17 protein-coding genes are annotated in these 18,346 nt (G+C 31.1%); 2 read left to right on the top strand and 15 right to left on the bottom strand.

Annotated elements, in window-relative coordinates:
* Positions 1–53: 53 nt before the first annotated feature.
* Positions 54–1,424, bottom strand: coding sequence for a 23S rRNA (uracil(1939)-C(5))-methyltransferase RlmD (rlmD, locus tag CA_RS07535; RefSeq protein WP_010964744.1), 1,371 nt, complete (start codon positions 1,422–1,424; stop codon positions 54–56).
* A 181-nt stretch (positions 1,425–1,605) separates the two neighbouring features.
* Between rlmD and CA_RS07530 the strand changes: the two genes are divergently transcribed.
* Positions 1,606–3,483 carry an LTA synthase family protein gene (locus tag CA_RS07530; RefSeq protein ID WP_010964743.1) on the top strand — a complete coding sequence of 626 codons (1,878 nt, stop codon included), beginning with the start codon at positions 1,606–1,608 and terminating at the stop codon, positions 3,481–3,483.
* An 88-nt stretch (positions 3,484–3,571) separates the two neighbouring features.
* Here CA_RS07530 and CA_RS07525 read toward each other — a convergent pair whose 3' ends face one another.
* From CA_RS07525 to CA_RS07510, 4 genes are all read right to left on the bottom strand, one after another.
* Positions 3,572–4,312, bottom strand: coding sequence for an HAD hydrolase family protein (locus tag CA_RS07525; RefSeq protein WP_010964742.1), 741 nt, complete (start codon positions 4,310–4,312; stop codon positions 3,572–3,574).
* A gap of 255 nt (positions 4,313–4,567) precedes the next feature.
* On the bottom strand, positions 4,568–5,209 hold the full coding sequence (locus CA_RS07520; RefSeq protein ID WP_010964741.1) for an undecaprenyl diphosphate synthase family protein: 642 nt from the start codon (positions 5,207–5,209) through the stop codon (positions 4,568–4,570).
* Between the two features lie 62 nt (positions 5,210–5,271).
* Positions 5,272–5,955: a ribose 5-phosphate isomerase A gene (gene rpiA, locus CA_RS07515; RefSeq protein ID WP_010964740.1), complete on the bottom strand. Its 684-nt coding sequence runs from the start codon at positions 5,953–5,955 to the stop codon at positions 5,272–5,274.
* Between the two features lie 27 nt (positions 5,956–5,982).
* Positions 5,983–6,723 (bottom strand): DeoR/GlpR family DNA-binding transcription regulator, encoded by a 741-nt coding sequence (locus CA_RS07510; protein ID WP_010964739.1) that lies wholly within the window; start codon positions 6,721–6,723, stop codon positions 5,983–5,985.
* A gap of 197 nt (positions 6,724–6,920) precedes the next feature.
* Between CA_RS07510 and galE the strand changes: the two genes are divergently transcribed.
* Positions 6,921–7,904: a UDP-glucose 4-epimerase GalE gene (galE, locus tag CA_RS07505; protein WP_010964738.1), complete on the top strand. Its 984-nt coding sequence runs from the start codon at positions 6,921–6,923 to the stop codon at positions 7,902–7,904.
* A 62-nt stretch (positions 7,905–7,966) separates the two neighbouring features.
* Here the strand turns inward: galE and CA_RS07500 are convergent, their stop codons facing one another.
* The 10 genes from CA_RS07500 to CA_RS07455 all read right to left on the bottom strand — a co-directional run bounded on the left by CA_RS07500 (position 7,967) and on the right by CA_RS07455 (position 18,345).
* The gene (locus tag CA_RS07500; RefSeq protein ID WP_010964737.1) at positions 7,967–8,233 is read right to left on the bottom strand and encodes a hypothetical protein; all 267 of its coding nucleotides are present in this window, start codon (positions 8,231–8,233) and stop codon (positions 7,967–7,969) included.
* A 384-nt stretch (positions 8,234–8,617) separates the two neighbouring features.
* Entirely contained in the window at positions 8,618–9,955 is a 1,338-nt protein-coding gene (gene gabT, locus CA_RS07495; RefSeq protein ID WP_010964736.1) for a 4-aminobutyrate--2-oxoglutarate transaminase, read from the bottom strand.
* A 193-nt stretch (positions 9,956–10,148) separates the two neighbouring features.
* A complete protein-coding gene (locus CA_RS07490; protein ID WP_010964735.1) occupies positions 10,149–11,342 on the bottom strand; it encodes a PucR family transcriptional regulator in 1,194 nt (397 codons plus the stop codon).
* A gap of 208 nt (positions 11,343–11,550) precedes the next feature.
* Entirely contained in the window at positions 11,551–11,988 is a 438-nt protein-coding gene (gene dut, locus CA_RS07485; protein WP_010964734.1) for a dUTP diphosphatase, read from the bottom strand.
* Positions 11,969–12,718 (bottom strand): MBL fold metallo-hydrolase, encoded by a 750-nt coding sequence (locus CA_RS07480; protein WP_010964733.1) that lies wholly within the window; start codon positions 12,716–12,718, stop codon positions 11,969–11,971. Before CA_RS07480 ends, dut begins: the two co-directional genes overlap by 20 nt.
* A gap of 90 nt (positions 12,719–12,808) precedes the next feature.
* Positions 12,809–13,708, bottom strand: coding sequence for an SDR family oxidoreductase (locus CA_RS07475; protein WP_010964732.1), 900 nt, complete (start codon positions 13,706–13,708; stop codon positions 12,809–12,811).
* 77 nt (positions 13,709–13,785) lie between these two features.
* Positions 13,786–15,072, bottom strand: coding sequence for a hemolysin family protein (locus CA_RS07470; RefSeq protein WP_010964731.1), 1,287 nt, complete (start codon positions 15,070–15,072; stop codon positions 13,786–13,788).
* A 33-nt stretch (positions 15,073–15,105) separates the two neighbouring features.
* Positions 15,106–15,960: an AmmeMemoRadiSam system radical SAM enzyme gene (gene amrS, locus CA_RS07465; protein ID WP_010964730.1), complete on the bottom strand. Its 855-nt coding sequence runs from the start codon at positions 15,958–15,960 to the stop codon at positions 15,106–15,108.
* A 2-nt stretch (positions 15,961–15,962) separates the two neighbouring features.
* The gene (amrA, locus tag CA_RS07460; RefSeq protein WP_010964729.1) at positions 15,963–17,369 is read right to left on the bottom strand and encodes an AmmeMemoRadiSam system protein A; all 1,407 of its coding nucleotides are present in this window, start codon (positions 17,367–17,369) and stop codon (positions 15,963–15,965) included.
* Between the two features lie 109 nt (positions 17,370–17,478).
* The gene (locus CA_RS07455) at positions 17,479–18,345 is read right to left on the bottom strand and encodes a S66 family peptidase (RefSeq protein WP_010964728.1); all 867 of its coding nucleotides are present in this window, start codon (positions 18,343–18,345) and stop codon (positions 17,479–17,481) included.
* Position 18,346 lies beyond the last annotated feature (1 nt).

Here is an 18,346-nt window from a genome sequence, read left to right as displayed (position 1 = left end):
CCCCTCATTTGTAAAAACAAAATGGTTGAAGAAGTGCCTAAAATTAAGGATTTCTATATAATTTTTCTTTGTAGCAACACAACCGTCTCCACATGCCCCGTCCCAGGGAACATATCAACAATTTTAACCTTCTCAACTTCATATCCGTACGCCCTTAAAACTCCAAGATCATTTACAAGTGTCTTTGGATTGCAGGAAACATACACTATTTCAGGCGCATTAAACTTAATAACATACTTCATTGCGTTTGGACTAACTCCTGGTCTTGGTGGATCCAGAATTATTGTGTCAGGCTTTTCTTTTATCTCCGTTATTACCTTTGCAACATCTCCCGCTATAAAGCTGCAATTTGAAATATTATTAAGCTTTGTATTTTCCTTTGCTGCCTCAACCGCCTCTTCAATAAGCTCAATGCCTATTACCTTTTCTGCTTTTTTTGAAGCAAGCTGTCCTATAGTTCCAGTACCACAGTATAAATCAAAAACAGTTTTATTTGAAACATCGCCTAGAAACTCTAGTACTTCACTGTATAGTTTTTCTGCTCCCTTAGAATTTGTTTGAAAAAAGGAGAATAGAGATATCTTAAACTTTAAGTCCAGAATTCTTTCCGTTATGTAATCTTGACCAAATAAAGTTACGATTTTGTCTCCACGAACCATGTCAGCTAAACCATCATTTATAACATGAAGTATTCCCTTTAGCTCTCCAAGATAATTTATACTTTTAAGAATTTCAGTAAGCTCAGTTAAATCAAAATCGACCTGAGAAGTAGTTACAAGGGCTATTAAGATTTCTCCTGTATTTTTAGCCTTTCTTACTACCAAATTTCTTAGATAACCTACATGCTGCATAACCTTATATATAGGAAGGTCTTTTTTTCTGAAATACTCTACTACAGTTTTTAGTATTATTCTGAAATCTTCATCAACTATATTACACTTATCAGTATTCACTATAGAAAAGCCGCTGTTTTTAGCATGCATTCCTAAGGTAAGCTCTCCTCCTTTTACAAAATCTCCAAAGGTGTACTCCATTTTATTTCTGTACTCTTCCTTTTCAGGACTGCCTAGTATTCCTAAATATTCAAAGCCCTCTATTTTTGCATCTTTAAAAAGCTTAAGTACTTCTCTTTCCTTAAACTCAAGCTGTTTTTCATAGGGTAAAAACTGATGAACGCAGCCTCCACACACTCCGAAATCAGGACATTTTGGCTGAGCTGCACCTGGAATATTTGTAACTATCTCCTTAAGCTTTGCTTCTATTTTTTCACGCCTTACCTTGCTAACTCGAGCTAAAACCTTTTGTCCTGGCACTGCCCCTTTTATGTAAACCTTTTTATCGTTATAAAATGCAACTCCCACCGCAGGAAATTCTATATCTTCAATCAAAAATTCTCTAGTTTCATTTTTTCTCATTAATTTCATTTCTCCTCATGTACTTTCATTTTACTACTTTAAAGCTTTCTCATAATATTATGCACTAATATTAAAACTATGTAAACATTACTTTTTATAAATTTTTAGTTTATATATCTAAAATACTTTACAATGATTTTTTATTGGAATATTATAAAATCAGTAAATTTTTTAAAAAAGCGGAGGATTTATGAGAAACTTAATAAAGAAACTAAAAAATTTCCTGCTTGATAATTTAGATATAGTGCTTTTTGTAATAATCATTCCTATGAAATTGATTAAATTTGACAGATTGATTTATCCTGAATACACACATTATAAATTAATTATTAAGCCAATACTATCTTCTACCATATGCGCTTTAAGCATAGCTGTAATTTTCAAAAACAAGATTAGAACAAGAATCTTGTACATTTTAGATATTGTAATAAGTATCTTGGTAATAGTTGATACTGTTTACTTTAGGTATTTTAAAGACATAATATCTATAGGCGTTATAAAAAATGGAGTTATGCTTGGAGGAGTAAAGTCAAGTGTAACAAGTTTAATAAGCCCTTATGACTTTTTATATTTAATTGATGTAGTTTTATTAATACCTTTCTTATTTTTTTATAGAAGACATAAAAGATATGAATTAAAACTGATCTTTAGATTTGCTCTATTTTTTATTTTAGTTATACCTGCTGGATATGTTAATGGAAAAACTATATACAAGATGTCCGTGTCCCAACCAAATTTACTAAAAACTATGTACAATAAGGTCTACATAAATAAGTTTTTAGGAACCTTAGATTTTCATGTTCTTGACTTGTATAATGTAACAGAAAATAAAATTTCTAACAGCAAGAGGCTTTCAAAGGACACAGAAAATACCATAAAAAATGCCCTTAATAAAAATGAAGCCAATGCTCCATCTTCTATGACGGGACTTTACAAGGGTAAAAATCTTATAATGATTCAAGTTGAAGCACTTCAGCAGTTTGTAATAAATTCAAAGGTTGAAAATCAGGAGATCACTCCAAATTTAAATAGGTGGATTAATAAATCCTTATATTTTAATAACTTTTTCTATCAAGTATCCTCTGGGAATACCTCTGATGCAGAATTTTTGGCTAATAATTCATTTTATCCAGCTGCTTCTGGTGCTGCGTATTATTTATATGCTGGAAATACTTACAGCTCCCTTGCTAAAGAAATGAATGACAATAATTATTATACTGCTGTGCTTCATGGCTACAAGGAGGGTTTCTGGAATAGAAATGTTATGTATAAGGCTGAAAAATTCAAGGATTTCTTTGGAGAAAAGAGCTTTAATATAAATGAAAATGTTGGTCTAGGTTTGAGTGATAAATCATTCTTGAACCAAAGCTTTAATAAATTAAAAAGTTTTTCTTCGCCTTATTACTCTTTTATAATAACCTTAAGCAGTCATTATCCTTATGATGATACTAAGGGCTATGGCGATTTCAACGTTGGTGATTATGAGGGAACTTTGCTTGGAAATTATCTTAAAGGAATACACTATACGGACGCTCAACTTGGAACGTTTCTTGATAAGCTTGAGAAGAGCGGAATTATGGATAATTCAGTTGTGATTTTATATGGAGATCATTATGCTATACCAAAGGACAAAATAAATGATCTTTATGACTTTGAGAACATTAAGAATCCAACTGATTTAGACTGGTATGAGCTTCAAAAAGTACCTATGTTAATCCATTTTCCAAAAGATCAATATAAGGGAATAAACAGCGAGTATTCAGGGCAAATCGATTTATATCCTACTATAGCTAATATGTTTAATTTACCACAAAATTATATGCTTGGTACAGATTTATTTGCTTCAAAAAATAGAAATGTAATCTTTCGAAATGGCTCTTTTACTGATGGAAATGTATTTTATGTATCCTGGACTAACACCTACTATGATATAAAAACAGGAAGTGTTATTCCCGAATCCACTAAATTAAAGCAAGAAAAGGATAATGCCCTTACACAGCTTGAGTATTCGGATAATACTTTAAACCACAATTTAATAAAGAAGTTTACAGTTAAACAAAAGAAATAATAAAAAGGCAGGAATTAAGGATTGAGCTTAATTTCTGCCTATAATTTACTCACATTAAATTTTATTATATAATTGTTTTAAACTCTAATTACACTATACTCATCATATCACTTTTAAGTGTTTTGTCGAAATTTTTTTCAAAATCCTTAGTAAAATCTGAAATTGACATTAAAAATCCAACTTCATCAAAAATAGATGTGTCTTTAGAATAATCCCCTATCATAGCAAATTTCTTGATATCCCATTTTTTCTTATTTGCAAGATACTTTAGTGTATTTCCCTTATCTACTATTGAATTTATACAAGCCACATGATTTAAATACATATGAGCATAACATTCTAAATTATTCTTCCCTATGAAGTTCAAAAGCTCAATCCTCTTATCGTCATTTTTCATGCATATGTCAACCTTTACAGCACTTGGCAACTTATCGCCTGCATTTTTATAATTTACTTGTCTTAATTCCTTAAGCCACTCTGAATAATCAATAACCTTTTTATCTGTACTTATACTCATGTCCATTTTTCTATCCATAGCCCAATTTCCAAGTTTGCAAACAGTGTTAATTGATAAAGGAAAAACGGCTTCATAGCTTAAATCAAAAGGAGAATATATTTGTGCCCCTTCAACAATTATAGCTGGCTCCTTTATTTTCAAATATTTCATAATAGTATCTACATATTCTTTGTTGTTTTCTGTGTACAAAACTATAGGTATATTTCTTTCTATTAGTAAGTTAAGTGTTTTTATCTTTTTATCAAAGTTTATTTTTAGTTCCTTTACTACATTCAATAAATAGTCAATATCTATAAGTAATCCTTCATACATAATCCTATTCCCCCACGCCTGTTTAATAAAAATAACATATTAGTAAATTTTTTTATAAAATATGAAATATCTTCATTACAACTAATAATACTATTTTTTTTGTCAAATGTAAACAATAAATTTTACAATCTTATAAGATTATTGTTAAATAAACTCGAATTTTTTATTATTATCAATAATTAAAGCTTTATTTGCCCCAAAAAAATAAAAATCATTCTCTTTTAGAATGATTTTTACGAAAAATTCTATATTTTATTAACCACCTAAGGTAATATCCTGTTTACTATACCAATCTAATGCATCAAAAAAATGCTCTGGTTTAAAATCTGGCCAATAATCATCTACAACATAGAAATCAGAATATATAGACTGAACAGGAAGAAATCCACTGAGCCTTCTTCTTCCTCCCCATCTGATTATTAAGTCAACCCTAGATATATATGAAGAATTAATATAACTTACCACTTTCTTGCTGCTTTTTTCCCCTTCTTTTATTTTATTTAAATCCCATTCCCATCCGTAGTTTACTAAAAAATTAACTTTAATTCCTCCATCTCCAAAGGACTTTCTTTTAGTATATGGAAGTAGTTCTTTGGGAAACATATCGGATTCAGTATTTCCAACTACTAAAAGCGATGCATTTTCTTTTGAAATAACATCAACTGCTTTTATACAAGCGTCTGTAAATGCTAATCTCTGATTTTTAGGTCTTTTAGTATTGTCAACTGTAAAACCATAGTATGTAACTTCTTTTATTCCAACTTGTTTGCAAAGTCTTAGAAGTTGAAGCCCAGGCGAAATACCAGGATTATATCCCTCTTCTTTTGACATACCCTTCGACACTGCCCATCTTCTATTTCCATCTGGAATTATACCTATATGATTTGGTAAACGCATAAATAATCCCTCCAATACCTAATATATTGTTAGTATTCGTAAATTTGGAATTATATATTCATTTATTTAGAAATAATCTTTATATCATCTTCATAAGCTATTATCGCCTGACTTACTAAATCCACAAATAAAGAAGTTTCAACAACTCCTGTTATACCCTTAAGCCCCTTTTGAAGTTCCTTAGCATCTCCTAATTCATCAAAGAATACATCTAACAATAGATTTCCACTATCCGTTATAGTGAATCCATCCTTTGCAGCACTTGATCTAAAGGTTGCTTTTCCACCAATTTCACTTATTCTTCTTTTAACATAACCTGCTGACTCCTCCAATATTTCTAAAACTATAGGGTATGTAGAATCTAATTTCTTTACGAATTTACTTTCATTAGTAAGTAAAATATATTTATCAGCCATAGAAGCAATAATCTTCTCCTTTGAATGTATTCCTCCACAGCTTTTAAGGGCGTTTAATTTTTCATCAAGCTGATCACATCCATCAAAAGCCACATCCAAATGTTCAACACTTGATGTATATAAAACCTCAATACCATTTTCAATACAGGTGTTTCTAGTTTTTATAGATGGTGTTACCACTTTAATATTGAAACCACTTTTAATTTTTTCCTTTAAATAATCACATAAATATCCTATTGTCTCTCCTCCGCCGAGCCCTATTACCGTGTTATCCTTTATATATTCTAAAGCCTTCTTAGCAGATATTTTTTTTAGATTATCCTTTGCCATTTTGTATTCCTCCAATTAATATTTACTTTAAACTACTAAAGTTCTAACTTTATTTTCCTTCAGTATATTCATATTTTCCTTCGATATCTTTGTATCAGTTATAACCGTATAAACCTCATTAAACTTAGCTGTAAGTGTAACTCCAACATTTTCAAATTTAGAGGCTTCCCCCAGAACTATAACTTTATTTGCCTTACTGCACATTTCTTTTGCAATTTCAGCTCTAAAAAAATCACTACAGCAAAAGCCCAGTTCCTTTGAAAAGCCATCCATTCCAATAAACGCCTTATCCACAATTACCTCATTTAAACAAGCCTTTGCAACGGGACCAACAAGCGCATCCCCTTCCTTTTGTAGTTCTCCTCCTATAAGCGTTATTTTAACGTTTTCCTTGAGTTTCAAATTTTCAGCTATGTAAAGAGAATTTGTAATTATATGAACATTTCTAGCCTCTGAAATTTGTTTTGCTAAAAGAGCATTAGTTGACCCTGCTTCAATCAAAATAGTGTCGCCATTGTCTACAAATTTTATTCCTTCTTTTGCTATCCTAAGCTTTTCTTCATATTTGGATAATATTTTACTTTCAATAGAATCTGAAGAAATTTCAGCTGCACCATGTATTCTTTTAATTAATCTTTCTTCCTCAAGTGAAGACAAATCTTTTCTTATTGTAACCTCTGACACAGAAAGCAATTTACTTAGCTCTTTGACTGTAATCTTGGGACTCTTTACTATTATATTAAAAATTTTATTTTGTCTTAAATTCAAACTTACTCACCCTTCTTGAAAAAGCTATAATACGCTTTCCTCCATTTATTATAGTTACCATTTCGAATGAAATCAATATAGTTTCATTTGAAATACAAATCTTAACAATGTATTCACTAAAAATATTTTTTTAAATAGTAAATATATGCTAAAATAAATACGTAATATATTTAGGTTATAAGGGAGGTATATAATTTATGAACGTATTAGTTTGCGGAGGAGCAGGTTATATAGGAAGCCATATGGCAGCTTATCTTCTTGAAAATGGTCATAATGTAGTTATTGTAGATAATCTTACCACTGGTCATAAGGAATCTATATTAAACAATAAGCTTTATGTAGGAGACTTAAGAGATGAGGATTTTTTAAACAAGGTCTTTGATGAAAATAAAATAGATGCTGTTATAGATTTTGCTGCTAACTCTCTAGTTGGGGAAAGTGTAGCAAATCCATTAAAGTATTTTGATAACAATATTCAATCAGTTGTTAAACTTTTAGAAGCTATGAAAAATCATGATGTAAAGTACATAGTATTTTCATCTACTGCTGCAACCTATGGAGAACCTGATAATATCCCTATATTAGAAGGCGATAAAACTTTTCCAACAAATCCTTATGGAGAATCAAAGCTTGCAGTAGAAAAAATATTAAAATGGTGTGACAATGCATATGGAATAAAGTATACTGCATTAAGATATTTTAACGCCTGTGGTGCTCATATAAGCGGAAATATAGGTGAAGATCACAATCCTGAAACTCATTTAATACCATTAATTCTTCAAGTGGCTTTGGGAAAAAGGGATAAAATAATGATATACGGTGATGACTACGATACTGAAGATGGAACTTGCGTAAGAGATTATGTTCATGTTTCAGATTTAGCTTCTGCACACCTTTTAGCACTTGAAAGATTAAAAAACGGCGGCAAAAGTGCAATATATAATTTAGGAAATGGAAAAGGCTTTTCAGTAAAACAAGTAGTTGAAGCAACTAGAAAGGTAACCGGAATAAATATAAAAGCAGAGATAGGTGAAAGACGTGCAGGTGATCCTGGAACTTTAATAGCATCTTCAGATAGGGCTATCTTAGAACTTGGTTGGAAGCCAAAATTTAATTCTCTTGAAACTATAATAGAAACAGCTTGGAAATGGCACAAAAATCATCCAAATGGCTATAAATAAAAAAATTGCGGGGTTTCTAATTTAAATATTTACTTTAGAAACCCTCTTATCTTAAAATACTCCTAGTGACAGCTGTTATAATATTTTGCTGCACTTATTAGAATACCTTCAAAGTCAACTTCTTTATACTGAGGCAAACTGTACAATTTGACCTCATCCTCTCCGCCTTTAACTTCAACTGCACTTATTAGCTTTCCATTAGTCTCTACTCCAAGTTTAAAACACAATTTAAACTTAAAGTCTTCAACAAAGGTAGATTTCAAAACACTTTCATTAATAAAATCTCCCCAACTTTTAATGTCACCATCATTTAATTCTCTTACTACCATAAAATACTCTCCTCCCATAACTTGAAGTATAGCCAACCTCTAAACCCATAACCATAACTTATAAATTTAAAGTATTATAATCCAACCTTTCAAGTAAGTCCATTATAACTTTTTCATAACTTATAAAAAATTGGATTCTTTTGCACCTATATATATTATCGTAATTAATTTTTTTATAGTTGAGTCCAATATTTGAATATATAACTTAATTTCTCATTTTTACTTTTAGGTTCAGAAATACAAAAATATTGGTAATACAATTTACGGGGTTTTGTACACCTTTGTTAATACATTTATCTACAAATATAAAACAAAAAATTAAGGATGACTTCTTTGAAACATTCACAAAAAAGCCATCCCAATATATATTTAATTATTATCTTTTTAAATCGCTATTCTTATAGCTTCTTCTAAAGTATCTAATCCATACTTTAGCTGCTCATCGGTCATTACAACTGGAGGCAAGAAACGAAGGACATTCCCTAGAAGTCCAGCATTTAGAAAAATAACTCCATGCTTAAAGCAGTAATCTAATATACTTGAAACTATCTCTTTATTTGGTTCTTTGGTATCCTTATCCTTTACAAATTCAACTCCAATCATTGCTCCAAGCCCTCGTACATCTCCAATAACATTATACTTTTCTTTCATTTCATTAAGTCTATTCATTATTGATTTTCCAAGTTCTATTGATTTTTCATTTAAGTTTGCTTCCTTAATTTTATCTATAACTTTAATTGCCGCTACACAAGAAAGTGGGTTTCCTCCATAGGTACCACCAATTCCTCCAACACAAGCAGCATCCATTATTTCTGCCTTTCCTACCACAGCAGATATAGGAAGTCCATTAGCTATGGATTTAGACATAGTTATAATATCAGCATCAACATCAAAATACTCGTGGGCAAAAAACTTACCTGTTCTAGCAAAACCAGCTTGTACTTCATCAACAATAAATACTATGTTATTTTCATTGCATATTTGCTGAAGAGCTTTAAAGTAATCTTTAGGTGGAACTACAAAACCACCTTCTCCTTGAACAGGTTCTACTATGAGACAAGCAATCATATCTGGAGAAACAACTGTCTTAAGCATAGTTTTTAACTTTTCAGCACAAGCTATGCCGCAGTCTTTAAATTTACAACCTAATGGACATCTATAGCAGTATGCATAGTCCGCTTTATAGGTTTCACATACAAAAGGTCCAAATCCGTTCTTATACGGTTTATATTTGCTTGTTATTGACATAGTCATATTTGTTCTCCCATGAAAAGAACCATTCATAGAAATTATACCTGACTTTTTTGTATACGCTCTTGCTATCTTTATAGCATTTTCAACAGCTTCAGCTCCACTATTAGCAAACATGGCCTTCTTAGCAAAATTACCCGGCGTTATTTCCGTAAGCTTTTCTGCCAGGTCAACATATGGTTCATACATATTAACATGAAAACATGCATGAATATATTTATCAAGCTGCTCTTTAACTGCTTCTACAACTCCATCGTCCCTGTGTCCAATATTTTGAACTCCAATCCCACCTGCAAAATCAACAAATACATTGCCGTCAATATCCTTTACTAAAGCGCCTTTTGCTTCCTCTACAAATACTGGATATGAACAACTTACTCCCTTTGCTACATACTTTTCTCTCTTTTTAAGAAGCTCTCTTGATTTAGGTCCTGGTACTTTAGTTACAACTTTAGCATTTATTTCTTCCATATTTAACTCCTCCAAATCGCATATTAAATTAATAGATATATTCAGTCTTTATTAATACTTTATTATTTTTTAGTTATATAATTATTAATTTATCAATTTCACTGTATATAATTTATCATATTTCAAATAACTTTCATATATCCAAAATAGACAAATTCGGAGGATTTTTTTTGTTTACATTTATCATATACGGCTATACTGCATTTTCCATTGTAAGAAACTTCTTTATCTTAAGCGCAGTGTCAAAATTGAATAGTACATTTACATCCTTAAGACTGCATTTCGTAATCTCCTCTATCCTTCTTATTCTATACTTTAAGGTATTTCTATGAATAAACAGTTTTTCTGCTGTTCTATTTATATTAGTACTTTCTTTTATATACATCTCAAGAGTATTCATAAGCTCAGTGGTGTTTTTAGAATCATAATCAATCAATTTTTTTAGCACATCCAAATAAAATTTTTTCATTTCCTCTAAATTATCCATCTGAAAAAATAATTTATAAATACCGAGCTCATCATAACTTATAACAGTATTATTGTCATTATTAAGCTTTAGAACCTTAAGACATCTATGTGCCTCACTAACACTTATTTTAAAATCCCTAAGCTCGCTAAACTCTCCCCCTACTCCAATATTTACACTTGTATTTTTAGCTTTTGAAATGATTTCCTCGATAATGTTCATAGCTATATTTTTTATAGTCCTCTTTTCATTTTTAGGCAGCATAAGAATAATTGAATTATATTGCATTATGTGTATGCTTCTCTTGTTCCACTCTCCCAGAACCTCTATAACAATTTGTTCTATATATTGCTTGGTCTTCAAATCACACTCCAGCATATCTTTTTCATTATGAAGCTCCACTACAAAAGAAATATATTTTGTTTTAGGATTATATCCATAGGCCACAGCTCTACTAAGTATGTCCTCTGAAAATGTAAAATCTCTAAAAATTATATCCTTCATAAAATTTTCCATAGATTCTTGGTTAACCTTGTTTGCAAAAATAGCCTTACATATGCTTTGGCTTACATCAATGAACTTCACCTCAAAAGGAATTTCAAATATAGGAAAATCAAGCTGATTCCCAATTTCTATTACTTCCTTTGGAATTTCTTTTATATATGGTCCTATACTAATAACAATTCCTGAAAGACTTCTAGAATTTATATCTCTAATAAAATTCACAAGAGAATTTATATTATTTTTTATAGCAATGCCACTTATAAGTATAAGCTCCCCACCCTTAAGCCACTTTGAATATTCGGGATATTCAACAACTTGAACCCAAGTTATAATTCTATTTAAGCCTTTTTCTCCTGCAACAACTTTTATTTTCTCAAGGTAAGGCAATTTTAAAACACTTTTGCAAGTAGTAAGCATATCTTTACCCCCTTTAACATGTTATATATTATGTAGGTTTTACTTGATATTATTTTATCATAAAAAAATAATATTTTTTTAATATTTTATTATCAAATAGATGTTTTTATTAACGATTTTTATGCAATATTTATATTTATAATTAAATTGTGAAATAAAAAAATCTAACATAAGTTTAAATACTTATGTTAGATTTATATAATACCTACTATTTTTTTAGTCCAGTGGAACCAAAACCTCCAGTGCCTCTATCACTTGATGACAGTTCTTTTACCTCTTCAACCTTAACTTTTAAAACAGGTTTAATAACCATCTGTGCTATTTTCATAGATTTTTCAACCTTAAAGTCTTCTTTTCCATGATTTATAAGTATTATCTTTACTTCTCCCCTATACCCCTCATCAATAGTACCTGGGGAATTTAAAACTGTTATTGAGTGTTTCAATGCTAGTCCACTTCTAGGCCTTACTTGCGCTTCAGTTTCAGGTGGAAGTTCCATTTGAATACCTGTACCTATTAAAGCACTTTCTCCTGCCTTAATCACTTTTTCCTCAACTGAGAATAAATCCAATCCTGCATCACCTTCGTGTGCGCATTCTGGTAATATTGCTGCATCATCTATCTTTTTAATCTTTAAGTTTACCATTAGTAATTTCTCCTTTCGTAAACACCATATTTACATTATCACTGTGTACTTTTCTTTCATGCTCAGTATCAAACTCTAATTTATCTCCTCTTTTTAAGGCTTCTAGATAATTAATTGTATCCAAAATATCCTCTGTAGTCAAATTTAAAGTGTGTCCAGCAAAAATTTTATCAGCATCATATTCGATATATTTTTTAAGTGTACTCATATACGCATCAATATCACTATTTTCAACATATACTATAGGCTTTTCAAGGTTGTCACCAACATATAATATTCTGCTTTCATGATCAAAGATAGAAATACTGTCCTCGGTGTGCCCTGGGCTATAGAATATTTCAATTCCATCCTCCTCAAACATAATCTCACTTTTAAATGTCAAATTGGGAATGCATTTTTCTGCGCTTCCTAGAACATATCTTTCGTTCTCCTTTAGCTGACTGTCCCAAGACTCTTCTAGTATTTTTCTGCATTTCTTATGACTGATTATTATGGCATCCTTGAAAGCAGAGTTTCCAAAAATATGATCCCAATGAAAATGTGTATTTATAACACAGATCTCCTTGTCTCCAATTTCATTCGTAATAGGCTCCATGCTTTTAGTTCCACAAAAGGTATCTATAACATATACTCTATTTTTCTTCTTAATCAAAAATACATTTGTAGAGTATTCTTTAATATTATCATAAGTAAAAATATATGTACTTTTATTTAGTTTTTTTAGCTTCATACTTAACACTCCACTTCTTTTCTTTAACCTACTTTAATTATATCACTAATAAAATTTAAAAAGGATGCTGCTTAATACAGCACCCAAGCATTAAGTGGTTACCATTCTTCCACCATTTATGTGAATTACCTCACCAGTAACATAGCTGGAATCATCAGATGCCAAATACACATATGCAGGAGCAAGTTCATACGGTTGACCAGCTCTCTTCATAGGAGTATCTTTTCCAAAGGTTGCAACTCTTGCAGCTGAAAAACTAGCTGGTATAAGTGGTGTCCAGATAGGTCCTGGTGCTACGGCATTTACTCTAATTCCCTTATCTACTAAAGATTTTGAAAGCGACCTAGTAAAGGATACTATTGCACCTTTTGTAGATGAATAGTCTATTAATGTTTTTTCACCTTCATATGCTGTAATTGATGCAGTATTAATAATTGAGCTGCCATATTTAAGATAAGGAAGAGCTGCCTTAGTTATATAAAACATAGAAAATATATTAGTTCTAAAAGTGTTCTCTAGCTGTTCATTTGTTATATTTAATATACTATCTTGAGGAAACTGAACTGCTGCATTGTTAACTAAAATATTAAGATTTCCAAAGGTTCTTATAGTCCTCTCAACAGCTTCCCTGCAAAATCCATCTCTTCTCACATCTCCTTCAATGGTAAGACATCTCTGCCCTAAGGATTCTATAACCCTTTTTGTTTCCATGGCATCATTACGCTCATACAAATATACTATAGCTACATCTGCTTTTTCTTTAGCAAAGGCAACCGCTGCTGCTCTTCCTATACCACTATCTCCTCCAGTGATTAATGCAACCTTGTTTCTCAGTTTTCCTGAGGCATAATAGCATGGATTATTATATATAGGTCTAGGACGCATTACGCTCTCTATTCCCGGCTGACGATTTTGATGCTGAGGCGGAAAATTTGTAGGTGGCACAGGACAGTTGTTTGTTTCTCTAAAATATGGACATTCTGAATACATAATATATGTTCTCCTTAAAATAATTCAATTACATTATATTCTTGTACTCTTAAGAATGTTAAACAAACAAGTCTATTTCATAAATTTTTAATAAGAATTTTTTCTATTCTTCTTCTATCACATTTTAATATTATAAATTGATAATTCCCATAATTTATTTTTTCATTGGTTTTAGGATACTTCTTCAACTTAGAATAAATCCATCCTCCTATAGTATCAATATTTTCCTCATATATCTCTATATCTAAAAGCTCGTTGATATCTTCTATTAAAACCTTGCCATCTACTACATAGCTTCCATTTTCTGTTTTTATAATTTCTTCCATTTCCTCATCAAATTCATCTTGGATTTCTCCAACTATTTCTTCTAAAATATCCTCAATTGTAACAAGCCCAAAGGTTCCACCATATTCATCAATAACTATTGCCATCTGCATTCTTTCTTTTTGAAACATTCTAAATAGTTCACTAATGGACATTGATTCCGGAACAAATTTGATTTCCCTTATAATACTTTCTATCTTTTCATCTTCTTTATTAATTTTTAGCTTATATAAATCCTTTATATGTATGAGTCCAATGATATTATCCTTGCTTTCTTCACATACAGGATACCTTGTGAAATGTTCATCTATAGTTACTCCTACTATATCATCAAAGGAATCCTCTACAAAAATGCATTTCATATCTGTTCTTGGAACCATAATTTCCTTTACAGTTTTTTCAGAAAAGTCAAATACATTATCCACAAAGGTTAACTCTGTTTTATCAATTAAACCATGCTTATAGCTCTCCTCAACCAGCATTCTTATCTCTTCATCCGTATGAGCCTCTTCATGCTCATCTACCTGCTTTATGCCAAATAGCTTTAAAACAAGATCCGTACTTTTATTAAAGGCTACTATTATTGGATAAGTAAATTTATAAAATAGTGTTAATGGAATAGCTGTAGCTTTTGCTATACTTTCTGTATTTAAAATAGCTACAGATTTAGGGGCTAACTCTCCAAGGACAATATGAAATCCAGTTATTATTATAAAACCCACCACAACCGAAATAGAACCAATAATTTGTTTAGGTATTTTAAGGAGATTGAATAATGGGGATAACATCTTTGACACTGCTGGCTCTCCAACCCAACCTAAGCCTAAAGATGCCAAAGTTATTCCTAATTGACATGCAGACAAATAAGAATTTAGATTATTAATTACTCCTAGGGCGTATTTAGCATTTTTATCTCCGTCAAGTACCAGCGTTTCTATTCTAGATTTTCTTATCTTAACCATTGAAAATTCTGCTGCAACAAAAAATGCATTCATAAATACAAGTAAGAGTATAATAACGATGTTTAACAAATTGTCCATGCATAACCCCTCCTAAAGTTACTCTCTTACCATCTATACATTCCCAAGCATTACCCTTTTAAGATACTTTTCAGCTGTTTTCTTAGCCTCCTGCATAAACTCTACATCTGTTGGTGGATTTTCAAGCTTATACCTTGGGAAATATCTAGAAAGATGCAGAGGTATTTCACTGTTTACAGAAGCTAAAAACTTAGCTATTTCCTCTATTTCATCTAAATTATCGTTTTCCCCACTCACTAATAGTGTTGTAACCTCTACATGACAAACCTTTGCAGCCATTTTTATGGTTTCTAACACAGGATTTAACCTTCCTCCACAAAGACTCTTATAGTAAGACTCCTTAAAGCTCTTCAAATCTATATTCATAGCATCTACATATGGAAGAAGTTTTTTCAAAGGTTCTTCGCTTAAAAAACCATTAGTTACAAATACAACGGATCTTTTTTCGTCTGTTTCCTTTAAGAGCTTTGCGCAATCATACATATATTCATACCATATGCTAGGCTCATTATAGGTAAATGCAAGACCTATGTTATCTTCTGTAGTCATTGCTATTCTAATAAGTTCTTCCTTTGGAGCAAATGTGCTTCTGGCCTTCCTTTGAGATATATCATAATTTTGACAAAAATCGCAAACAAAATTGCACCCAAAACTTCCTACCGAAAGAATCTTACTACCAGGTTTAAAATAATAAAGAGGTTTTTTTTCTATTGGATCCAGTGATATTGAGGTTATTTCTCCATAGTTTATTGTAAAAAGCTTTCCATCTTCGTGAGTTCTTACATTGCATTTTCCAAAATGACCATTTTCTATAACACAATTATGAGGACATAAAAAGCAGTGAACTTTATCTTTAATTTTTTCATAAAACATGGCTTCCACTTTCATCTTTAACTTTCCTTATGCCTTGTTACCATGAATTTTTCTATTGTATAGTCCTCATGAGAATCTATATCCGCTTTTTCAAGTGCAATTTCAAGCTGCTCCTCAACTGTATTAACTCCCTCTAGGTTAGGAAGTAAAAGTCCTTTTTTTCGTCCATGTGTTACAATTACTCCATATTTTTTAGGATCAAGCTCTTCTCTTGTCGCACTCTCTGGCTCATCTAAAACATCCACTGAAAAGTCTATGTCCACAAGCTCATCTTTTCCTACCTCATAAAATCTAGGATCATTTAACCCCGCCTCAATAGCATTTCTTATAATTTCCTCTGCAATATTATCAGTCACTGGGAATATAGTTCCAATACATCCCCTTAAGTCTCCAAATTTTTTTAAGGACACAAATACCCCTCTTTTTAGATCTCGCATTTCTTCCGTTACATAGTCTGGAATTTCTTCAATGGCCTCCCCAGTAGTTAAGTATTGAGTAAGACTTTCTCTTGCAAGTTTTACGTATGGATCTTTTTCTTGTTTTTTACTTTCATATTCATCTTTTCTTATTCTCTCTAATTCCTTTAATTTTGAAGTATCATTAGAAAAAGCTTCAAGCTTCATAACTCCGTATCCAACTCCAAAGGTACCCTCATAACTTAAAATTTCTCCTTTAAACTTCTTTCCCTCAAGTGTTCCAAGAAGAACCGCTACAGAACGTCTTCCACACTCTCCTGCATTATAAACTGTATCCTTATCTATACTAAAAACTCCCTCTACATTTCCATCCTTCAGATTATTTAAAAGCTCCTTATCAAATTTTTCTCCAGCTGGATTATACCCATAGGGACCATCCTCTCTTAATCTGTGAGATAAATCACCACTTGCTATAAAAACAGCATTTTCATTTAATTCTTCTACTGCTTTTGTAACGTTCATTCCAAATCTATATAACTCAATATCACTTAGAGCTGCATAAGTAATATGTACTATTTTATATTCCTTATAATATTTATTTATAAAGTACAAAGGAACCATACAACCATGATCTAAGAAAACAGACGTATTGTATTTTTTCAAAATATCATTTGTAGCCATTACTGAAGGTATTCTTTCTCCGTATGCGAGTTCATATATTTTGCTTGTAAGCTCTTTGTTTATTTTAAGCTCCATTGACACATTAGGAGCACGAAAATCCTTAAAGCTTCCCGATATTTCATCTTCATAGGCTAGTGCAATATAGTCTTGAAACATAGTACCGTGAGGTGTAACTATTATAATAGTATTAGGAGCTTTACCTGCTATATCTTTTGCAATAGCTTCAAAGCTTTTAGTTGTATTCTCTATTTTTTTCTCTTCCCCTCTTCCAACCTCTGGAACAACTATTGGAGGGTGAGGAAGCAAATAAAATCCATTAAGACTCAAAAAAATCACCTCTAAAAATTATTTAACTTTAATTATGTAATAGTTTTACCAAAATAAAAAAGTACTATACTAAAATGAATTTTATATTTTAGTATAGTACTCTACAATTTTATATAATTTTAATTTTCTCTCCTATAACAATACACTTACTGTCACTTCCATGACCTATTTCTTCTGTCTTTATTACTGGAATATTAAATACTTTTGTTTTTTCGAGTATTATTTCTTCTAGGATATTAATATTGCCTTCCTCCTGAATTTGAGTAAATGTACCTAAAATTATTCCAGAAAGCTTATTAAAATCATTAAGCATAGAAAGTTGTTCAACTAAAGAGGATATATTACTTACATTTCCGCTTAAGGCTTCAAGAAGAAGAACTTTACCCTCAAGGTTTGGAAAATATTCTGTTCCTGCGAGCTTTAAAAAGCACCTTATATTTCCACCTACTACCTCTCCTTCAATTACATCTTTTCTAAGCCACTTGTAAGTAAAATCAAAGATATCTTCTTTTCCTTGAATGAAAGATTTTTTAAACCTGTCTATTTGGAGTCTTGAGTTTTCTCTACCAAAATTGTATATAGCATAATGATAGCTTTTAAGTCCTGTTTTTTTATATATACTATTTAAAATAACTGTCAAATCACTCATTCCGAAATATGGCTTGTAATTGTTTTTTATGATATTAAAATCTAAATCACTTAATACTTGATTTGCTGAATTACCTCCTGAAATATCAAAAATAGCCTTTATATCCTTGTCAAGGAAAAGTCTCATAAGCTCCTTTGCCCTTTGACTACCGCTTCCTGAAAATTCAGCCTTCTCTCTAAATATGCATTTTGAAAGCTCAGCTTCAATTTCCATTGATTTTAATATATCAACTACACTTTCCACTCTCTTTTTATTTTCTTTTTTTATTCCATCAGAACAGCTTATTATGCCAACTTTATCTCCTTTTTTCAGCTTAAATTCTCTCACC

Origin of the sequence: Clostridium acetobutylicum ATCC 824, assembly GCF_000008765.1 — a bacterium.
In the GTDB taxonomy this organism is placed as follows: domain Bacteria; phylum Bacillota; class Clostridia; order Clostridiales; family Clostridiaceae; genus Clostridium_S; species Clostridium_S acetobutylicum.
Note: the sequence above shows the minus strand (reverse complement) of the source record. Positions and strands in the feature narration are given on the sequence as shown.

Excerpts from the sequence above, each read along its gene's own strand:
- CA_RS07480 (WP_010964733.1), bottom strand. The coding sequence starts at position 12,718 with ATGAAGCTAAAAAAACTAAATAAAAGTACATATATTTTTACTTATGAT.
- CA_RS07500 (WP_010964737.1), bottom strand. The coding sequence starts at position 8,233 with ATGGTAGTAAGAGAATTAAATGATGGTGACATTAAAAGTTGGGGAGAT.
- dut (WP_010964734.1), bottom strand. The coding sequence starts at position 11,988 with ATGGTAAACTTAAAGATTAAAAAGATAGATGATGCAGCAATATTACCA.
- CA_RS07475 (WP_010964732.1), bottom strand. The coding sequence starts at position 13,708 with ATGTATTCAGAATGTCCATATTTTAGAGAAACAAACAACTGTCCTGTG.
- rlmD (WP_010964744.1), bottom strand. The coding sequence starts at position 1,424 with ATGAAATTAATGAGAAAAAATGAAACTAGAGAATTTTTGATTGAAGAT.
- CA_RS07490 (WP_010964735.1), bottom strand. The coding sequence starts at position 11,342 with ATGCTTACTACTTGCAAAAGTGTTTTAAAATTGCCTTACCTTGAGAAA.
- gabT (WP_010964736.1), bottom strand. The coding sequence starts at position 9,955 with ATGGAAGAAATAAATGCTAAAGTTGTAACTAAAGTACCAGGACCTAAA.
- CA_RS07520 (WP_010964741.1), bottom strand. The coding sequence starts at position 5,209 with ATGCGTTTACCAAATCATATAGGTATAATTCCAGATGGAAATAGAAGA.
- rpiA (WP_010964740.1), bottom strand. The coding sequence starts at position 5,955 with ATGGCAAAGGATAATCTAAAAAAAATATCTGCTAAGAAGGCTTTAGAA.
- CA_RS07470 (WP_010964731.1), bottom strand. The coding sequence starts at position 15,072 with ATGGACAATTTGTTAAACATCGTTATTATACTCTTACTTGTATTTATG.
- CA_RS07530 (WP_010964743.1), top strand. The coding sequence starts at position 1,606 with ATGAGAAACTTAATAAAGAAACTAAAAAATTTCCTGCTTGATAATTTA.
- amrS (WP_010964730.1), bottom strand. The coding sequence starts at position 15,960 with ATGAAAGTGGAAGCCATGTTTTATGAAAAAATTAAAGATAAAGTTCAC.
- galE (WP_010964738.1), top strand. The coding sequence starts at position 6,921 with ATGAACGTATTAGTTTGCGGAGGAGCAGGTTATATAGGAAGCCATATG.
- CA_RS07525 (WP_010964742.1), bottom strand. The coding sequence starts at position 4,312 with ATGTATGAAGGATTACTTATAGATATTGACTATTTATTGAATGTAGTA.